Consider the following 17,975-nt stretch of genomic DNA (forward strand, 5'->3'; position numbering starts at 1 on the left):
TGGGAGGTGTCGATTCGTCTTGCGCTAATGCATTGCTTGCAACCTAGTTTTCTGCCACATCAACCCGCCTTCGCAGAAAAGGCACGCCTATGATGATTAAACACTAGTATTCATAAGCGGGTGGATAAAATACGCTCAATATCCATCCGCTATGTCTATGTCTATGGCTATTGAAATGATATTAATACAAAAGTTCGGATTCATTATGGTTTGGTTTTTATGCCTTTAGAACGCTTTGCTGTATATCAGTTACAGGCATGGTTTGGTCTGGCGGTGTGATTTATTAAATTATATGTTTTTTCAGCCAAAAACGTGAATCATGAAGCGCTCATCGTTTGCCTCTGACTTTTCATTATCCCAATAAAGCTTATTGTCGCACTGCCTGGATAAAAAAGGTGGAATTAATGATGGCTAAACTCCACCCACACCAATAAATATTAGCGGCCGCCTAAGAATAAAAACCTTGTTATCCATGCTTTTTTCAAGCACTTCGCTATTAAAATGCACAGGGCAATAATAAAGAATGCGTAGATTGGAGTTATTATAAAATTATATATGATGCTATTGTCACAATAAGCAGTGATGTCAATGTAATTTGCTATTCTGTATAAAATAAGTGTTGAAATTATGTAAATTGGTAATGTGTAGATACCGAGCGATGATGCGAGTAATGTAAACAACTTGAGTTTAGTGGTATATGAATATAGATATATGATAGAAAAGCATCCAGCAAAGCCAATAGCATACCGAAACAAAACAACCTTCAATTGGTTAGTAAATTCAACGCCATGGAATGACATTTTTGTTATGTAAATGTAGTCGCTTTTATCCCAGAAAAACAACATTACGATCCAGGTTATCAAAGAAATTAATCCGAGCTTGTGCTTATTTGAACGTATGTAGTTAATGAAATAATGTACACTTACTCCCAGCAGAAAATATGGAGCCATGAACTTTGTTCTGTCCATATTCCAGGAATCCCCAAAAAAGAGAGAAACAAAGAATATAACAGAAAATATTAACCAGGGTTTGCCTTTGTAGACGGCTTGTGATAGTGACATCGTTATCGATAAAAAAAACAAAGAAGACAGGAACCAGAAAGGGAATACTAAACCATATCTAAGGTTTGGAATGTTGATATCTCTCCCTATTAAAATGGATTCCAGTATAAACCATGATGCAGACGGCAACATGAGTTGAAGAATTTTCTTTTTTATCAGCTCACCCATCTCATTCCGTTGCAGACTATAAAAGAATAAATATCCACTTATTATCATGAATAATGGCATATGGAAGCTGTAAATTATTATAAATAGCGGGTTCTCAAAAAACGACACTCCAGCTTTTTTAACAAATTGTATAGAATGACCCCAACAAACCAAAAAGATCGCTAAACCTTTAATGGAATCAATAAATAGCATTCTTTCATTATTTTTTTTAAGTAACATTGGTTGCGGCATGATTACCAGATAATTATAGCGTTAATATACTTTAAAGTTTATCATGATTTATCGTGATTGACAAACAAGTAATTATTTTTGTGAATTTTATCCTTTTCAAATTATTAAACAGGCTTTAGTGGCAGCGTGGTGTACTTATTTTTTTTTGCACATTTTGTAATATTTCTGATTAAGCAATCAATCTCTATCCCTTCCTCTCGTCTCAAAATCACACTCTTGTTAAAGTTCTTATTAATATCAAAAACATACTTGCTGCATTCATATTCAGCTTTTCAAAAAGTTGATGGCTATGTCTCTATACAACGACATACCTGGAGTTTTCAGTAGAGGGGAACGTAGCTCCAAATTGTTCCAGTGACGCGAATATACTGATTAAGTATATACCTGTCCCGACCTGCTTAATGGGGAGGCAATTCTTAAAGTTCCCCCAAAAACCGCAGTTGACACAGCCACTTATCGCGGCTCAGGCTAATGTCATTCCATAACAACTCGTACCTCGCCAGCATAAAGAGACAGATAACCATGATAACGACCCGAGCCGCGACGCCTGCTGATGCCACGGCCATCAGCGCCTTATTAACCGAACTGGATTACCCGGATACGGCGCACTTTATCGGCCAACGCCTCGCGGAACTGCTGGCGCACCCGGATGAAAGAGTGCTGGTGGCGGAAGAAGGCGGCGTGCTGTTGGGCGTGTTGTCGCTGCATTTTATCCCCCAGCTGGCGCTTGAAGGCGATTTCTGCCGCATCAGCTATTTCTGCGTCAACGGTAACGCGCGCAGCAAAGGGATCGGCAGGCTGCTCGAAAGCGAAGGCGAGGCGCTCGCCCGCGCGCGTGGTTGCGATCGTATTGAAGTTCACTGCCACAGCCGTCGCAGCGACGCGCACCGTTTCTATTACCGTCAGGGTTATACCGAATCGCCGAAATATCTGTGCAAATCGCTGGTTGCTGCCGGGCGCGAAGGAGGCGAACAGTGATAATTCGCCATGCAACTCTTGACGATGTGCCTGCGCTTTGCCGGCTGTGTGAACAGGATTGCCTTGCCAGACGTGACCGCGCTGCTTACGCACAGCGAGGCTAACGGTTCATGTGTGCTGGTGGCCGATACCGCCGGGAAGCCTTGTGGCGCGATAGTGCTGCACGTTATTCAGCCGCTGCATGAGACCGGACAATGGGGGCACATTTCCGCGCTGATTGTCGATGAAACATTACGCGGCGCGGGAACTGGCGCGAGGCTGCCTGAAGCCGCGCACGACGAGGCGCGCGCGCAGGGCTGCACGCAGATTAAGCTTTCGAGTAGCGAAAGCGGCGTTCGCGCGCATCGCTTTTACGACGCGCAGGGTTATCGCGAAGTCCGTAAGCAGTTTGTGAAGCGCCCGGTATAAACACCAACTCCGCTACCTCTTAACATTCACATCCCTTTACCCTTTAGCGGTTTTACTGGTTAAATCGGCGTTATGAATCAGATAACATTCTGAGCAGGCATCACACCCGCATAACGCTGAGAACGCATGAAACCACTTTTAATCCTGTTTACGCTCGCGTGCGCGCTGTTTATGCAGTGCGCGCGGGCGGATATCGCGCCGGTAGCGCTTACAGACGTCCATTTTGTGAAAACCGAGGCGGGGAAGCTGCGTCTTGAAGGGATGGTCAAAAACCTCACCAACCGCTCCTTACGGCAGGTTTACGTGGCGTTTAATCTCCTGCGCAACGGCATGGTGGTGGGCTACACCACCGCCATCACTTTTAACCTCGCGCCGGATGACACCTGGCATTTTGAAGCGCCGTGCCGCACGCGCATATTCAAACCCGATCACTTCCGGCTGGCTGAGCTTTCGGCGATCCCCTGACGCTGCGCGCGAAAATACTCTACCTTTTAAGAGATAACGACTGAAAGGAGGATGTATGTCACTGTCTATCGACAAAAAACAGCAGCCGGGCGGGGCGTATGAATATACGGCCACCTGTCGCGAGAAAAATTACCACTTTGTCATTACCGGCAAAGGCGAAACGGCGACCGAAGCCGATACTAATCTGCTTGATAACCTGAAAGAGATGCAGCAGCGGCTCGATGAAGTCGCGCAAACCGGCAAACTTTCCGCCTGAATCTTCCGCAATCCACGCCTGCCGGGGTGTCTGGCAGGCAAAAATTCTGTACCATTATATAACAAACTGAAAACAATAATTTTTGTCCTTTAAGGAAGTTCTATGGCAATCACCCGACGTGATTTTCTCAATGGCGTCGCCATCACCGTGGCCGCCGGAATGACGCCGTGGCAAATCCTGCGCGCCTCGCCACAGACGGCAGCGCAGTCGCTCTACTATCCGCCGACCCTCACGGGGCTTCGCGGCAACCATCCGGGCTCGTTCGAACAGGCGCACGCGCTGGGGCGTGAGGGTAAGCGATTCGACCCGGCCAGCGTTCCGGTGGAGGAGGAGTACGATCTGGTGATTGTCGGCGCGGGGATCAGCGGGCTCGCCGCCGCCTGTTTCTGGCAGGAACTGCGCGGCAAACAGCAGCGCATTCTGCTGCTGGATAACCATGACGACTTCGGCGGCCACGCCAAGCGCAACGAATTTCACGTCGACGGGAAAACCGTGCTCGGCTACGGCGGCAGCGAGTCTTTCCAGTCGCCTGCGAATAACTTCAGCGAAACCGCGATGGGGCTGCTGAAGACGCTCAACGTCAGCATCGAGCGCATGGCGAAAAGCTTCGATCAGGCCTTCTACCCGGATCTCAACTTAAGCCGCGGCGTCTATTTCGATAAAACCAACTTTGGCGTCGATAAAATCGTGAGTGGCGATCCGGGCCGCGCGGTGGCGGACGATATTCCGCCCGATCGTATGAACGCCCGCGACATTCGCGCCTTTATTAACGATTTCCCGCTGCCGCAGGCGGATCGCGACGCGTTAATCGCGCTGCACACCGAGAAAAAAGATTACCTCGCCGGGATGCGCGTTGAAGATAAAGTCGCCTGGCTCGACTCCCACAGCTACAGCCAGTTCCTGCGCGACAAAGTAGGGTTAAGCGACAGCGCCATCCGCTATTTCCAGCAGCGCACCAACGATTTCCAGGCGATTGGCATCGATGGCACGTCGGCGAGCGACGCGCGTATCTGCGCGCTGCCGGGGCTGGACGGCATGGATCTGCCGCCGCTTGACGCTGAATCGCTGGCGGATCTCGAAGAGCCGTACATCTATCACTTCCCGGACGGCAACGCCGGGCTGGCGCGCCTGATGGTGCGGCATCTTATTCCGGCCGTGGCGCCAGGCAACAGCATGGATGATATCGTGCTGGCGACCTTCGACTACAGCCAACTGGATAAACCGGCGCATCCGGTGCGCCTGCGTCTTAACAGCACCGGCGTCCACGCCGCCAATGTGGCGGGCGGCGTCGAAGTGACCTACCTGCGCGACGGTAAGCTGCACAAGGTAAAAGCCGGGCAGACCGTGATGGCGGGCTACAACATGATGATTCCGTATCTGGTGCCGGAAATCCCGCACCACCAGCAGGAGGCGCTCAAGCAGAACGTCAAGGCGCCGCTGGTCTACAGCAAAGTGGTTATTCGCAACTGGCAGCCGTTTATGAAGCTCGGCGTGCATGAGATCTACTCGCCGGCCGCGCCCTACAGCCGGGTCAAGCTCGACTACCCGGTGGATATGGGCGGCTACCCGCATCCGCGCGATCCGAACGCGCCCATCGGCCTGCATATGGTCTATGTGCCGACGTTCCCCGGCAGCGGGCTCAGCGCCCGCGAACAGTTCCGCAAGGGCCGCGCGTTTCTGCTCGGCACGCCGTTCGAGGTGCATGAGAAGATGATCCGCGAACAGTTGCAGGGCATGTTCGGCGCGGCCGGTTTTGACCACGAGCGCGATATCGCGGCGATCACCGTTAACCGCTGGTCGCACGGCTACTCTTACTTCTTCAGCGGTCTGTTTGACGATGAAGAAGGTTCGCAAAAAATCATCGAAAAAGCCCGCCAGCCGGTCGGGCGCATCACCATCGCCAACTCGGACGCCGACTGGAGCCCGTATGCCAACTCGGCGATAGACCAGGGCTACCGCGCGGTGAAAGAGCTGCACGAGATGGCGAAGGAGGGCGCATGAAACGTATCGCGTTACTGGCGCTGAGCCTGTGGGCAACGCAGGCGGGCGCGCAGACGATGTCGCGCGGCGAATATGTGGCGCGCGCGGGCGACTGCATGGCCTGCCATACGGCTGCGGACGGCGCGCCGCTCGCGGGCGGGCTGAAATTCGCCACGCCGCTCGGCGATATTTATTCCACCAACATCACGCCAGATAAAACCCACGGTATCGGCAGCTACAGCTACGACGAGTTCGCCCGCGCCATGCGCGAAGGTATCGCGAAGGACGGCCACCATCTCTACCCGGCGATGCCGTATCCGTCCTATGCGAAGATGAGCGATGACGACCTGCGCGCGCTCTATGACTACCTGATAAAAGAGGTGAAACCGCAGGCCACCGTGAACCGCGAGAGCGACATTCCGTGGCCGCTCTCGATGCGCTGGCCGCTCGGCGTCTGGAACAGCCTGTTTGTGGACGATAAACCGTTTACGCCGCGCGCGGATAAAAGCGCGGCCTGGAACCGCGGCGCGTATCTGGTGCAGGGGCCGGGCCACTGCGGCGCGTGCCATACGCCGCGCGGCGTGGGGATGCAGGAGAAGGCTTTCGACGAGCGTGATGAGCAGTTCCTCGCGGGCGAGGAGCTTAACGGCTGGTACGCGCCGTCGCTGCGCGGGCTGAAAATGTCCGAAGAGGATCTCGCCGTCCTGCTGCGCGACGGGCGCAGCAAACACGCGGCGCTCAGCGGGCCGATGGATGAGGTCGTCACCAACAGCACGCAATACCTGACCGATGACGACAACCGCGCCATAGCCGGTTATCTGTTAAGCCTGCCGGGCAGCGAGCCGGCGAAAGGCGACGCGCCGAAGGTAGCGAAAGCGGAAATGGAGAACGGTCATCAGCTCTATGCCCGCTACTGCGCCACCTGTCACGCCAGCAACGGCGAGGGCGCGGAATACGCCGTTCCGGCGCTGAAAGACAATCTCACCGTTAACGCCGATAACCCGCTGACGCTGCTTCGCGTGGTGCTGGAGGGCGGCAAAACGGCGGTGACGCAGGGACATCTGCCGTACAGCATGCCGGGTTATGGCTGGGCGCTCAGCGATCAGGACGCGGCGGACGTCACCAACTACATCCGCGGCAGTTTCGGCAACCACGCCGCGCCTGCGACGCCTGCGCAGGTGAAAGAGGCCCGCGAGCAACAACATAACGAGTAACGCTTACGGCGCCGTCGGGTACAGGCGGCGCCGGTTTTCTCTTTTTCACCTTTCTTCCCGCCCGTTTTTCTGAAACATTCCGCTACGGGCCGTTCAGTTTTTTCCCGTTGATTCTCATCAAGCTTTCCCCGCTCAGGGCTTTGCAGAATACGCCCTTTTGATGGGGGAACATGATGAAACCACTTACCCGAAAGGATGGGCCGGGCGAGGGCGGGCTGTCGCGCCGCGACTTTCTGCGCGCCACGTCGGCGCTGGCGGCCGCGCCGCTTTTTGTGAAGGCCGGCAAGGCTAACGCTAATGCGCCTGTAGCAGAGGCCGCTGAAAACATCGTGCCGACGTGCAGTACCTTTGACTGCGGCGGCAAATGCGATATCCGCGCGCACGTTAAAGAAGGTGTGGTGACGCGCATCTCCACCTGTCCGGATAACGAGGTTGACCCCGCCATGCCGCTGATGCGCGCCTGCGAGCGCGGGCGCGGGTATCGGCAGTTTGTCTACCACCCGGACCGGCTGAAATACCCGATGAAGCGCGTCGGCAAGCGCGGCGAAGGCAAGTTCGAGCGCATCAGCTGGGATGAGGCGACGACGCTGATTGCTGATAACCTACGGCGCATTACCGCGCAATATGGCCCGGCGTCGCGCTTTATGCACACCGACACGGCGGTCTCCGGCGGCGCGTTCTCCGGCGATAAAATGGCGCGACGCCTGCTGAACCTGACCGGCGGCTATCTGGAGTCATACCACTCCGTCAGCATGGGCAACACCGCCGCGGCCACGCCTTACACCTACGGCACCGCCGCGAGCGGCAGCTCGCTCGATACGCTCAAAGACACAAAGCTTGTGATCCTCTGGGGTCATAACCCGAACGAGACCATCTTCGGCCACACCAATTACTATTTTCAGCAGATGAAGCGCAACGGCACGCGGTTTATCGTGGTCGATCCCCGCTACTCCGACACCGTGGCGTCGCTCGCCGACCAGTGGGTGCCGCTACTGCCCACCACCGATAACGCGCTGATGGACGCGATGATGTACGTCATCATCAGCGAAAACCTGCATGACAGCGCGTTTATCGCCCGCCACGCGATCGGTTTTGACGAAAGCACGATGCCGGAAGGCGTACCGGCGCGCGAATCGCTGATGGCGTATCTCTTTGGTGAAAAAGATGGCGTGAAAAAAACGCCGGAGTGGGCGGAGCGCATCACCCATGTTCCCGCGCAGACCATCCGCCAGCTCGCCCGTGACTTCGCCACTGCCAGACCGGCGGCGCTGATCCAGGGCTGGGGCCCGCAGCGCCACATCTGCGGCGAGCGCACCGCGCGCGGCTCCACGCTGCTCGCCACGATCACCGGCAATGTCGGCGTTAAGGGCGGCTGGGCGGCAGGCTACGGCGGCATCGGCAACCGACTTTTTTGCGCCGATCCCTACAGCGTGCCGAACCCCGTGGCGGCGAAAATCTCCATCATGAACTGGGTACAGGCCTGCGACGACGCGGCGAAGGTCACGCCGGAAAACGGCCTGAAAGACGCTGAGACGCTCACCAGCAACATCAAATTCATCTTTAATCTCGCGGGCAACTATCTGGCGAACCAGAACCCGGACATCAACCAGACCGTTAAGGTGCTGGAAGATGAAAGTAAAGTTGAGTTTATCGTGGTGAGCGATCTCTTCCTTACGCCCAGCGCCCGCTACGCCGATCTGCTGCTGCCGGAAACCAGCTTTATGGAGCGCTGGAACATCGGCGAAACCTGGGGCACCGGCAACTATCTGCTGCTGTCGCAAAAGCTGGTGGAGCCGGAGTTTGAGCGCCGCTCGGACTACGACTGGCTGCGCGACGTCGCGCGCAAGCTCGACGTCGAGGCGCGCTTTAGCGAAGGGCGCAACGAAAAACAGTGGGTGGAGCATATCTGGGAGAAAACCCGCGAGGCGCTGGCGGACCACGATCTGCCCGATTTCGCCGGGCTGTGCGCCAATCCGCACGTCTACCTGAAATCGCCGCCGTATGTCGCGTTTGAAGAGAACATTCGCGACCCGGACAACCATCCGTTCCCGACGCCCTCCGGCAAAATTGAAATCTTCTCAAAGCGGCTCTGGGAGATGAAACATCCGGAGATCCCGGCGCTGTCACACTATGTTCCCGCACAGGAAGGGCCGCAGGACGCGCTGCGCGCGAAATACCCGCTACAGCTCATTACCTGGAAGGGTAAAAACCGCGCCAACTCGACGCAATACGCCAACCCGTGGCTGCAGGAGGTGCAACGCCAGCAGCTCTGGATTAACCCGCAGGACGCGCAGGCGCGCGGCATTGAGCAGGGCGATTTGGTGCGGATTCATAACGATCGGGGCGTGGTGCGCATTCCTGCCGAAGTGACGCCGCGCATTATGCCGGGCGTGGTGGCGATGCAGGCGGGCGCCTGGTGGCAGCCGGACGCTGACGGCGTCGATAACGGCGGCTGTCCGAATGTGCTCACCAGCGCGCGCATCACTCCGCTTGCCAAAGGCAACGCCCATCAAACCCTGCTCGTTGAGGTAACCAGACATGAGTCAGTTTAAAGACTATCCCCCGGTCAGCGGCGAGCAACTGGGCTTTTTTATCGATTCATCGCGCTGTTCTGGCTGCAAAGCCTGCCAGGTGGCGTGCAAAGACAAAAATAATCTCGAACCGGGGCGGCGCTTTCGCCGCGTCTATGAAGTCCACGGCGGCGGCTTCACGCCGACCGGCGCGGGCGGGCTTATGCATAACGTCTTCGCTTACACGCTGACGGTTTCGTGCAACCACTGCGCCGACCCCCTCTGCACGCGCAACTGCCCGACCACGGCGATGCACAAACGCGACGGCGACGGCATCGTGCGGGTGAATACCGATAAATGCGTCGGCTGCGGCTACTGCGCCTGGTCGTGCCCTTACGGCGCGCCGCAGCGCAACACGCAGACCGGGCAGATGTCGAAATGCGATTTCTGCATCGATCGGCTGGCGCAGGGCGAGCCGCCGGTGTGCGTCGCCACCTGTCCGCTCGGGGCTATCCAGTTCGGGCCGATAACGATGCTGCGCGAACGCTTTGGCGCGCTCTCTGACGTAAAAGGGTTGCCGCCGTCATCCGTCACGAAGCCGAATCTGGTCATTAAGCCGCATCAGGGCGCGCAGCAAGAGGAGCAGCACGATGCATGAGTTTCCGTTAGTCATATTTACGCTGCTTCTGCAGGGCGCGGTGGGATTTATGCTGATGCTCTGCCTCACCGCCGGGCAGATGCCGCGCGCGGGGCAACGCACGCTTGCCACGCTGCCTGCGCTCGTCGGCGCGGGCGTCGCGGCAGCGCTCGGTTTGATCGCCTCAATGCTGCATCTGGGGTATCCGCTGAATGCGTTTAACGCGCTGCGCCATCTTTCCAGCTCCTGGCTGAGCCGGGAAATCGCGCTCGCCGGGGTGTTTATGGCGCTGTTGGCTATTAGCATCTTACTGCTGATGATGAAGCGCGCTACGCCGTGGCCCCTGCTGTGGCTGAGCGTGCTGGCGGGGCTTATGGATATGGCCGCGATGGCGTCCATCTACAATCATACGTCGGTCGTGACATGGCAGCACATTAATACCTGGGCCATGTTCCTGGGCTCGGTAGTGTTAATCGGCGCGTCGCTGCTACAGCTGCGCCTCGCGCTGCGCCCGGTGCTCAACGCCCAGGCACAATTCGCGATAAGCCGCCGCCTCTCGTTGCTGGCGCTGGCGGCGGTGATGATCCGGCTGCTGATTCAGCCCGCGTATCATCACTATTTAGCGCACGCCGCGGTGCCGGTGGCTTTTCCGCTGCACCCGCTGGCGGCCTTCGACGCCTGCGCCGGGCTGCGCCTTGCGGGCTGGTGCAGTTCAGCCGGCGGCGCGCTGTTGTTGATCATCGGGCTGACGCGTCCTTACGGGGCACGGACACCGCAAATCGGCGGGTGCGGGCTGATCCTGCTCGGCGAATTGCTGCTGCGGCTGGCGTTTTTTTACATCGATGTCTGATGAATCTCTTTGACGCTCTGACGCCCATACCGCCCTGCGTGGGCGCGCGCTGCGCCAGAAAACGGCTGCGCCGCAGCCGCTGCGATGATTGCGTGACGCGCTGCCCGACCGGCGCGCTGAGCATCCACAATCATGAGGTTGTTCTCGCGCCGGAGCGATGCACCGGCTGCGGGATCTGCCTGTTTGTCTGCCCGGCGGACGCGCTGGAGAATCTCTCGCCGCTGGCGCGATGCCACCGCGACGGCGTACTGCTCGGGCCGTTCACGCTGCCGGTCGCGGCAGAAGAGTTGTTGCTCTGGCATTCGCATTACGCTATTCGCGCCGTCGCGGTGGATCTCACGCGCGACAGCCACTGGCTGCGCCCGCTGGCGGAACTTAACCTGCGACTGCAACAGCGTGGCGAGCCGGGCTGGCAATGCGTGGCGGTTTCACCCGCGGCAGGTGAGGCGAAGCGCCGTCTGCTGCGCCCTGGCGGCGCTCGCGCTCGCGTACCGCATGATGCCGCCGCGCGCCGCGCCGTGGGGGCGTTTTTATCAGCATACGCTGTGACGCTGGACGCTACGCGCTGTCTGCTATGCGGCGCCTGCGGCCGGGCATGCGCCAGCGGCGCGATACGCTTTAGCGAACAGGCCGTTACGCTCGATTCAACGCGCTGCGATGGCTGCGGTGACTGCGCGGCGGTCTGTCCGGTTGATGCTATAACCATAACGGAGGGCGACGCCGGGCCGCTGATTCGCCGGGCGTTGCATCACGCCCGCTGCGAGCGTTGCGGCGAGCCGTGGCGCGCCTGGCGGCCGGGCGAAAAACACTGCCCGGTTTGTCGGCGTCATGGTTTCAACATGCGCGGCGGTTAACGCAGTGACCTGCTGAATCCACAGGGGAAACGGGCGCTGTCATTAATCTGTCACGCCTGCGTCTTATAACAGTGCCACCCCGACTCTGGATCTGAAAACCATGAAAATCAAACCGCTTACGCTCGCTTTCGCCGCGCTTTTCCCGCTCTGTTCCCTGGCCGCCGCGCCGCAGGTTGAACGCTATGTCGTGACATTCCCGCAGGAAGATCATGTGGTCTATTCCGGCAATTATGCCAGCGCATTTCCCGACGGCCTGCCGGTGGGCGTGGGCTCCGGCCTGCTGTTTTTACGCAAAGAGGGCGATGACCTGATTTTCGCGACCGTCACCGACCGCGGCCCGAACGCCGACTCGCCGAAAATGGGCAAGCAGGAGTCGAAAATTTTCGCGAGCCCCGAGTATACGCCGCTGATGATGACCATCCGCGTCAGCAAAGATAAGGCGCAGGCGAGCGACCCGATGCCGCTGCATGACGAGCAGGGCAACATCAGCGGACTGCCGCTGCCGACCGGGCTCATCGGCGCGACGAACGAACTGGCGCTCAACGACGCGCTGCAAACGCTCACCGGCGATAAGCGCGGGCTGGATACGGAAGGGATCACCCCCGACGGCGAAGGCGGCTACTGGCTGTGCGACGAGTATGGCCCGTTTATCATCCATGTGGATGCCAGCGGCGCGATCCTTGCTAAACATGGCCCGCAGGCGGGCAAAGGCGAAGAGGGCGTGGCGGGCGGCCTGCCGAATATCATTAAATGGCGCCAGCCTAACCGCGGTTTTGAAGGGCTGACCCGGATGCCGGACGGGCGCATTATCGCGGCGGTGCAGAGCACGCTGGATATCGATGGCAAAACCAAAAACACCGCGCGCTTTACGCGCCTGGTGAGTTTTGACCCGGCCACCGGCAAAACCGCCATGTACGGTTATCCGATTGACATCGACGTCTATAAAAAAGCCAAAGACGCCAAAATCGGCGATATCGCGGCGCTGGACGACCATCGTATTCTGCTTATCGAGCAGGGCGGCGATAAAAACAAAACCATGCGCAACCGCGTCTATGTGGTCGATCTCAGCAACGCCACCGATCTGAGCACGCTGGATAACACCCAGCCGCCGGAATTCGACGATGCGGAAAAACTCAGCGCGCGCGGCGTGAAGCTCGCCACAAAACAGCTGGCGGTAGACTTGCGTGAACTGGGCTGGCAGCAGGAGAAAGCCGAAGGGCTGGCGCTTATCGACTCGAAAACCCTCGCGGTCATTAACGATAACGACTTCGGTTTACAGTCAGAGCTACTGGATCCGCAGGGCGACAAAAAAGCGATGGATGACTATAACGTCGACGGAAAGGGGCATCTGACCCTGGACGGCAAGCCGGTCGCCAGCAAAATCGGCATCAAACCGCTCGAGAAACCCGCCTCGCAAAATGAGCTGTGGGTGATCAAGCTCGATAAGCCGCTGTAAGCGCAAAAAAAAGGGCAGGCCGAAGCCTGCCCTGACTCGTTTTACAACCGTTAGCTCAGTTTAAACACCGCGACCGCCTGATTGAGCAGCTGTGACTGCTCTTTCAGCGAGTGGGCGGCGGCAGAGGCTTCTTCCACCAGCGCGGCGTTCTGCTGGGTAACGGAATCCATCTGCGCCACGGCCTGGTTGATCTGCTCAATACCGCGGCTCTGCTCACCGGTGGAGAGCGCGATTTCCGACATCAGCTCAGAGACTTGCTTAATCGAGCCGATAATGCGCTTCATGCTTTCGCCCGCGCGCGCCACGCGGTCGCTGCCCAGCACCACCTGCTCGCCGGACTGCTCGATAAGCTCTTTGATCTCTTTCGCGGCGACCGACGAGCGCTGCGCCAGGTTGCGCACCTCGCTTGCCACCACCGCGAAACCGCGGCCCTGTTCACCCGCACGGGCGGCTTCCACCGCGGCGTTGAGCGCCAGGATGTTAGTCTGGAAGGCGATATCTTCGATAATGCCGATAATGTTATCGATCTTGCTTGAGCTGGACTCGATCTCCTGCATCGATACCACAACTTCTTCGACGATAGCGTTGCCTTCCTGCGCGGCGCTGCGCATATTGCCCGCGAGCTTATTCGCCTCGGCGGTGTTCTCCGAGGTGTGCTTCACAGTGGAGGTCAGCTGTTCCATGCTGGCGGCGGTTTCGCCGAGCGACGCGGCCTGCTCTTCGGTACGCGCCGAGAGATCGACGTTACCGGCGGCAATCTCTTCCGCGGCGTGGGCCACGCTCTGGCTGGAATCTCGCACCTGGGCGATGATATCGACCAGCGACAGACGCATCTGCTCAAGCGAGCCGAGCATATCGCCAATCTCATCTTTCGAGCCGGACAGCACCGGGGTGTGCAGTTCGCCTTCCGCCATCTGCTGGCAGTGAAGACGCGCGGCATCCAGCGGCGCCAGTACGCGGCGCTTCAGCAGAATAAACATCGCGCCAATCAGCAGCGTAAACAGCAGGGCGAACACCGCGATGGTGATGATGCTGTTTACAAAGCGCTCCTGCGCCTCCTGGTTCAGACGCTGGGCATATTTCTCACGGAACGCCAGCAACTGATCGAGCGTGATTTCGAACTGGCGATCCAGTTGCGGGATCGTCGTGCTCACCAGCTGGTTAAAACGCGCGGTATCGTTGCGGCTTGCGGCATCCATCAGCGGACGCAGACCGTCATCGACATAGGCCTGCCAGGCCTGACGGTACGGGGCGGCCAGCGCCTCTTCACCTTCAACGGCAGGGGCTGCTTTATAGTTATTGAACGCCGCGATGGCTTTTTGCATCACCTCGTTGGCGGTTTCAAGCGACGCCTGCGTTTTCTGGGTATCGCCGATGGAGGCGTTAATCATCGCCTCCATCAGGCGCACGCGCAGCGTACGGCTGTGGTTAATCGGATCAATCACCGAAAGCACCACGCGAATTTCTTTATTCACGTTATCCAGCGACTGATTGCTGCGGGTAAGCGACCAGAGGTTAGAGACGGTGCTGACGAGAAAGATAAAAAGTAACAGACTGAAAACGAGAAATGAAAAACGCCTTACTGACATGTTGTTCCCTTGCGTGAGGTTGTAACACAGCGACCCGGCCACTCAAAAAGAGGAGTGCCACCAGACGGTTATCGGAATATCAGCCAAAAAATTTAGGTTAAATAGGTTATTATCCGTAAAAACAAAGGGTTATATATATAACAGGTACAATAAGCGAGGCTTATGTATCGCCAGGCTATGCTTAACGCTGGCATCAGCGATTCGCGCGCAGGCGCATAAGGAGCGAGATTGAAAACGCTACAGGGACCTTCTCTTTTTCTTTCGCAATTTATCAGCGACCGTCCGCCGTTTAATCAGCTCGACACGCTGGCGGCCTGGGCGGCGGGGCTTGGCTATAAAGCGGTGCAGCTGCCGACGCATCTGCCGCATATTTTCGATCTCGCGAAAGCGGCGGAAAGCCTTGATTACTGCGCGCAGGTGCGTGAGACGCTCGGTAATATGGGGCTGCGAATCAGCGAGCTGTCGACGCATTTTCAGGGGCAACTGGTGGCGGTGCATCCGGCGTATGACCAGGCCTTTGCCGGTTTCGCGCCCGAAGCCGTGCGCCACGATCCGGTTGCGCGCCAGCAGTGGGCGGTCAGCACGCTGAAGCTTGCGGCGCGCGCCTCGCAAAACCTGAATCTCACGGCGCACGCCACCTTTTCCGGCTCGCTCGCCTGGCCCTTTTTCTACCCCTGGCCGCCGCATAATCCGCTGCTGGTGGAAGAGGCGTTTAACGAGCTGGCGAGCCGCTGGCTGCCGATTCTGCACAGCTTTGACGAGGCCGGGGTGGATCTCTGCTTTGAACTGCATCCGGGCGAAGATCTCCACGACGGCGTCACTTTCGGGCGGTTTCTGGAACTGACGGACAACCACCCGCGCTGCCACATCCTCTACGATCCGAGCCATATGCTGCTTCAGCACATGGATTATCTGGGGTTTATCGATCGCTGGCATTCGCGCATCAGGGCGTTTCACGTCAAAGACGCGGAGTTCCGGCCGTCAGCCGACAGCGGCGTATATGGCGGCTATCAACCCTGGATCGATCGCCCGGGGCGTTTTCGCTCGCCTGGCGACGGGCAAATTGATTTCAAAGCCATCTTCAGTAAGCTCGCGCGCTACGACTATCCCGGCTGGGCGACGCTTGAGTGGGAGTGCTGCCTGAAGGAGGGCGAGACCGGCGCGCGGGAAGGGGCGGAATTTATCGCCGAACATATCATTCATGTCTCTGAGCAAAACTTTGAGGATTACGCGCCCGGACAACACGATCGCGAGGCGGCGCGCGCGATGCTGGGTTTACCCCCCGGCAAATAAAAAGCCGGGCGCTGCGCCCGGCTTTGAGGAATGAGAAAGCGTTTATCAGTCAAAAACGTTATTGATAACGGCGGTCACCAGCGCCGTGCTGAGCGCAATCAGCACCAGGTCATCGCCAACCATCTTCCATTCATAGCCCGGATAATAGGGCAGTTCGTTCAGCATACTGGCCGGTACCGATTTTTTCGCGATGCCCGGCGGCAGCGGTTTACCGCGCGCGAGGTTTTTCGCGATGCCCGGCGGCAGCGATTCATAGCCGGTAAGACCATAATTCACGGCCAGGCTGCGGGCGCGACTGAAGCTGATATCTGACTCCACATGGTCGGGTTTGCCGTAGTTTTTTCGGCCCGATGCGTTGCCCTTGTCTTTTTCCTGGTCTTTATTCCCGGCGCTATTACCGTTGTTACCCTTATTACCGTTGCCATGATTACCGCTGTTGCCATGGCCGTTGCCATTTCCGTTGCCGTTCCCGTTGCCAGGATTAGCCAGCGCAGGCGTGGCGCAGACGGTAAAAGCCGCAAGCAGGAGCGCCAGCGCGCTCAGACGTTTCGTTTTCATAACCCTTCCTCAGTCAGATGGAGCAACGCTATTTCAGCATAACGGCAACAAAAATCGATTGCGCTTTTTCCTGGATTTCACACTTCGGAAGACATCTCGCAAAATTGTTACGCCGGTTTGCCTGCGCCGTTTCCGGGCGGCATTATGGCTGTATAAATAACCAGTTAATGAGAGCGCGGTAAGCGTCGCAGGAATGAACGGCATTCCGGGTTGAGCGAGTCAGAGATGAGAAGCCGGGCGCACAGGAGAACAGGATGACGAAAATACCAGGCAACCCTGATGAGATCGTGCCGGGAGACATACCGCGTCCGATGCTGACGGATTCGGAAGCGGCGCGCTATACCCCGCAAAACCTCTTCGCGCGGGGCGGCTGGCTGCATTCGCCGGATGGCCCCTGGCGGCCGGTCCGCATAACGCCCCCGCCCGCTGAGCGCGCGCGGGTGGTTGATGCGCAGCGCGGGCCATTCTTCACCGTGCAGCAGGCGGTGAATGCCGCTGTGGATGGCGCAGACAGCAGGGCGCGCGTCTGGATAGCCGTTACGCCCGGCGTTTATCGCGGGGTGGTGTATGTCCCTGCGAACGCGCCGCCCATCACGATTTACGGCACCGGAAATGCGCCGGAAGCGGTGCGCCTTGAACTGACGCTGGAGGCGCGCTTCACGCCGCAGCAGTATCAGGCGGCGGTCAACGCCTGCGGCGAATTTCAGCCGGGCGATCCTGCATGGGCGGCGTATCAGCGTATCGCCGGGTCCGGCGCGTCGGAAATCGGCACCGGCGCGTCCGCGGTCGTATGGGCGCAGTCGGACGACTTTCAATTGCTGAACCTGAGCGTGGTTAATACCTTGCTGGACAGTGCGGACGGGCAGGCGCACCAGGCCGTGGCGCTGCGCACCGACGGCGACAGAGCGCAGCTGGAGCGCCTGCGCCTGATCAGCCGTCAGGATACGCTCTGGCTTAACAGCCGCGGCGCGGCGCAGGGCGAGGCATCGTACATCAGCCGCGTCCGGGTGAAAGACTGTTATATCGAAGGGGATGTCGATTACGTTTTTGGTGCGGCAAGCGCGCTTTTTGAAGCCGTGCACTTTCATACGGTCTCCACACGCGGCGCGGGTGAAGCGTACGTGCTGGCGCCGTCCACGCCATATGATGTTCCCTTCGGGTTTCTCGTACAGCAGTGCCGCTTTACCACCGACAGCGATTTTGGCGAAACCCTGTCAGCGAAGCTGGGCCGCGCCTGGGATCACGGCGCGCGCGAAACGGGCTACCTTGCGGGCCGCACCGCCAATGGGCAGGCGCTTATTCGAGATTCCTGCATCGATGCGGGTTTTGATGCGAAAGCCCCCTGGGGCACGGCGGCCACCACCGGACGCCCGTTTGCGGCGAGCCGCGGCGCTGTGCGTGATGACGTGCGCTACAACCGTCTGGTGGAGTACCACAACCGGCGAACGCAGGAAAAAGCGCGGTAAA

16 protein-coding genes are annotated in these 17,975 nt (G+C 58.0%); 13 read left to right on the plus strand and 3 right to left on the minus strand.

The features are described from left to right. Positions 1–437: 437 nt before the first annotated feature. Positions 438–1,460: an acyltransferase family protein gene (locus AFK65_RS22430; protein ID WP_007706607.1), complete on the minus strand. Its 1,023-nt coding sequence runs from the start codon at positions 1,458–1,460 to the stop codon at positions 438–440. A 522-nt stretch (positions 1,461–1,982) separates the two neighbouring features. Here AFK65_RS22430 and AFK65_RS09655 point away from each other — a divergent pair. From AFK65_RS09655 to AFK65_RS09705, 11 genes are all read left to right on the plus strand, one after another. After that, positions 1,983–2,438, plus strand: coding sequence for a GNAT family N-acetyltransferase (locus tag AFK65_RS09655; protein ID WP_007706609.1), 456 nt, complete (start codon positions 1,983–1,985; stop codon positions 2,436–2,438). Positions 2,439–2,510: 72 nt separating this feature from the next. After that, a complete protein-coding gene (locus tag AFK65_RS09660; RefSeq protein ID WP_007706610.1) occupies positions 2,511–2,846 on the plus strand; it encodes a GNAT family N-acetyltransferase in 336 nt (111 codons plus the stop codon). Between the two features lie 126 nt (positions 2,847–2,972). Next, a complete protein-coding gene (locus tag AFK65_RS09665) occupies positions 2,973–3,311 on the plus strand; it encodes an FxLYD domain-containing protein (RefSeq protein ID WP_007706612.1) in 339 nt (112 codons plus the stop codon). A gap of 55 nt (positions 3,312–3,366) precedes the next feature. After that, positions 3,367–3,567: a hypothetical protein gene (locus tag AFK65_RS09670; RefSeq protein WP_007706614.1), complete on the plus strand. Its 201-nt coding sequence runs from the start codon at positions 3,367–3,369 to the stop codon at positions 3,565–3,567. A gap of 102 nt (positions 3,568–3,669) precedes the next feature. Then, the gene (locus AFK65_RS09675) at positions 3,670–5,568 is read left to right on the plus strand and encodes an NAD(P)-binding protein (RefSeq protein ID WP_007706616.1); all 1,899 of its coding nucleotides are present in this window, start codon (positions 3,670–3,672) and stop codon (positions 5,566–5,568) included. Then, a complete protein-coding gene (locus AFK65_RS09680; protein WP_038857241.1) occupies positions 5,565–6,761 on the plus strand; it encodes a c-type cytochrome in 1,197 nt (398 codons plus the stop codon). Before AFK65_RS09675 ends, AFK65_RS09680 begins: the two co-directional genes overlap by 4 nt. A 173-nt stretch (positions 6,762–6,934) precedes the next feature. Next, the gene (locus tag AFK65_RS09685) at positions 6,935–9,313 is read left to right on the plus strand and encodes a DMSO/selenate family reductase complex A subunit (RefSeq protein WP_038857240.1); all 2,379 of its coding nucleotides are present in this window, start codon (positions 6,935–6,937) and stop codon (positions 9,311–9,313) included. Continuing rightward, positions 9,300–9,929, plus strand: a complete 630-nt coding sequence (locus AFK65_RS09690; RefSeq protein ID WP_007697634.1) for a DMSO/selenate family reductase complex B subunit — start codon at positions 9,300–9,302, stop codon at positions 9,927–9,929. The genes AFK65_RS09685 and AFK65_RS09690 overlap by 14 nt, the downstream gene beginning before the upstream one ends. Beyond that, complete coding sequence (locus tag AFK65_RS09695; RefSeq protein WP_007697637.1) at positions 9,922–10,758, plus strand: dimethyl sulfoxide reductase anchor subunit family protein; 837 nt, start codon at positions 9,922–9,924, stop codon at positions 10,756–10,758. Before AFK65_RS09690 ends, AFK65_RS09695 begins: the two co-directional genes overlap by 8 nt. Next, a complete protein-coding gene (locus AFK65_RS09700; protein ID WP_038857239.1) occupies positions 10,758–11,612 on the plus strand; it encodes a 4Fe-4S dicluster domain-containing protein in 855 nt (284 codons plus the stop codon). Before AFK65_RS09695 ends, AFK65_RS09700 begins: the two co-directional genes overlap by 1 nt. A gap of 100 nt (positions 11,613–11,712) precedes the next feature. Then, a complete protein-coding gene (locus tag AFK65_RS09705; RefSeq protein ID WP_007697649.1) occupies positions 11,713–13,068 on the plus strand; it encodes an esterase-like activity of phytase family protein in 1,356 nt (451 codons plus the stop codon). Between the two features lie 50 nt (positions 13,069–13,118). Here the strand turns inward: AFK65_RS09705 and AFK65_RS09710 are convergent, their stop codons facing one another. Beyond that, positions 13,119–14,657, minus strand: coding sequence for a methyl-accepting chemotaxis protein (locus AFK65_RS09710; RefSeq protein ID WP_007697654.1), 1,539 nt, complete (start codon positions 14,655–14,657; stop codon positions 13,119–13,121). A 228-nt stretch (positions 14,658–14,885) separates the two neighbouring features. Between AFK65_RS09710 and AFK65_RS09715 the strand changes: the two genes are divergently transcribed. Then, the gene (locus tag AFK65_RS09715; protein WP_007697660.1) at positions 14,886–15,950 is read left to right on the plus strand and encodes a sugar phosphate isomerase/epimerase family protein; all 1,065 of its coding nucleotides are present in this window, start codon (positions 14,886–14,888) and stop codon (positions 15,948–15,950) included. Between the two features lie 45 nt (positions 15,951–15,995). On the opposite strand, the gene AFK65_RS09720 is transcribed toward AFK65_RS09715, so the two are convergent. Then, positions 15,996–16,508 carry an anti-virulence regulator CigR family protein gene (locus AFK65_RS09720; RefSeq protein WP_007697663.1) on the minus strand — a complete coding sequence of 171 codons (513 nt, stop codon included), beginning with the start codon at positions 16,506–16,508 and terminating at the stop codon, positions 15,996–15,998. Positions 16,509–16,762: 254 nt separating this feature from the next. Between AFK65_RS09720 and AFK65_RS09725 the strand changes: the two genes are divergently transcribed. After that, the gene (locus AFK65_RS09725; RefSeq protein ID WP_050569308.1) at positions 16,763–17,974 is read left to right on the plus strand and encodes a putative acyl-CoA thioester hydrolase; all 1,212 of its coding nucleotides are present in this window, start codon (positions 16,763–16,765) and stop codon (positions 17,972–17,974) included. Position 17,975: the final 1 nt, after the last annotated feature.

The sequence above is a fragment of the Cronobacter universalis NCTC 9529 genome (assembly GCF_001277175.1).
Classification (GTDB): Bacteria; Pseudomonadota; Gammaproteobacteria; order Enterobacterales; family Enterobacteriaceae; genus Cronobacter; species Cronobacter universalis.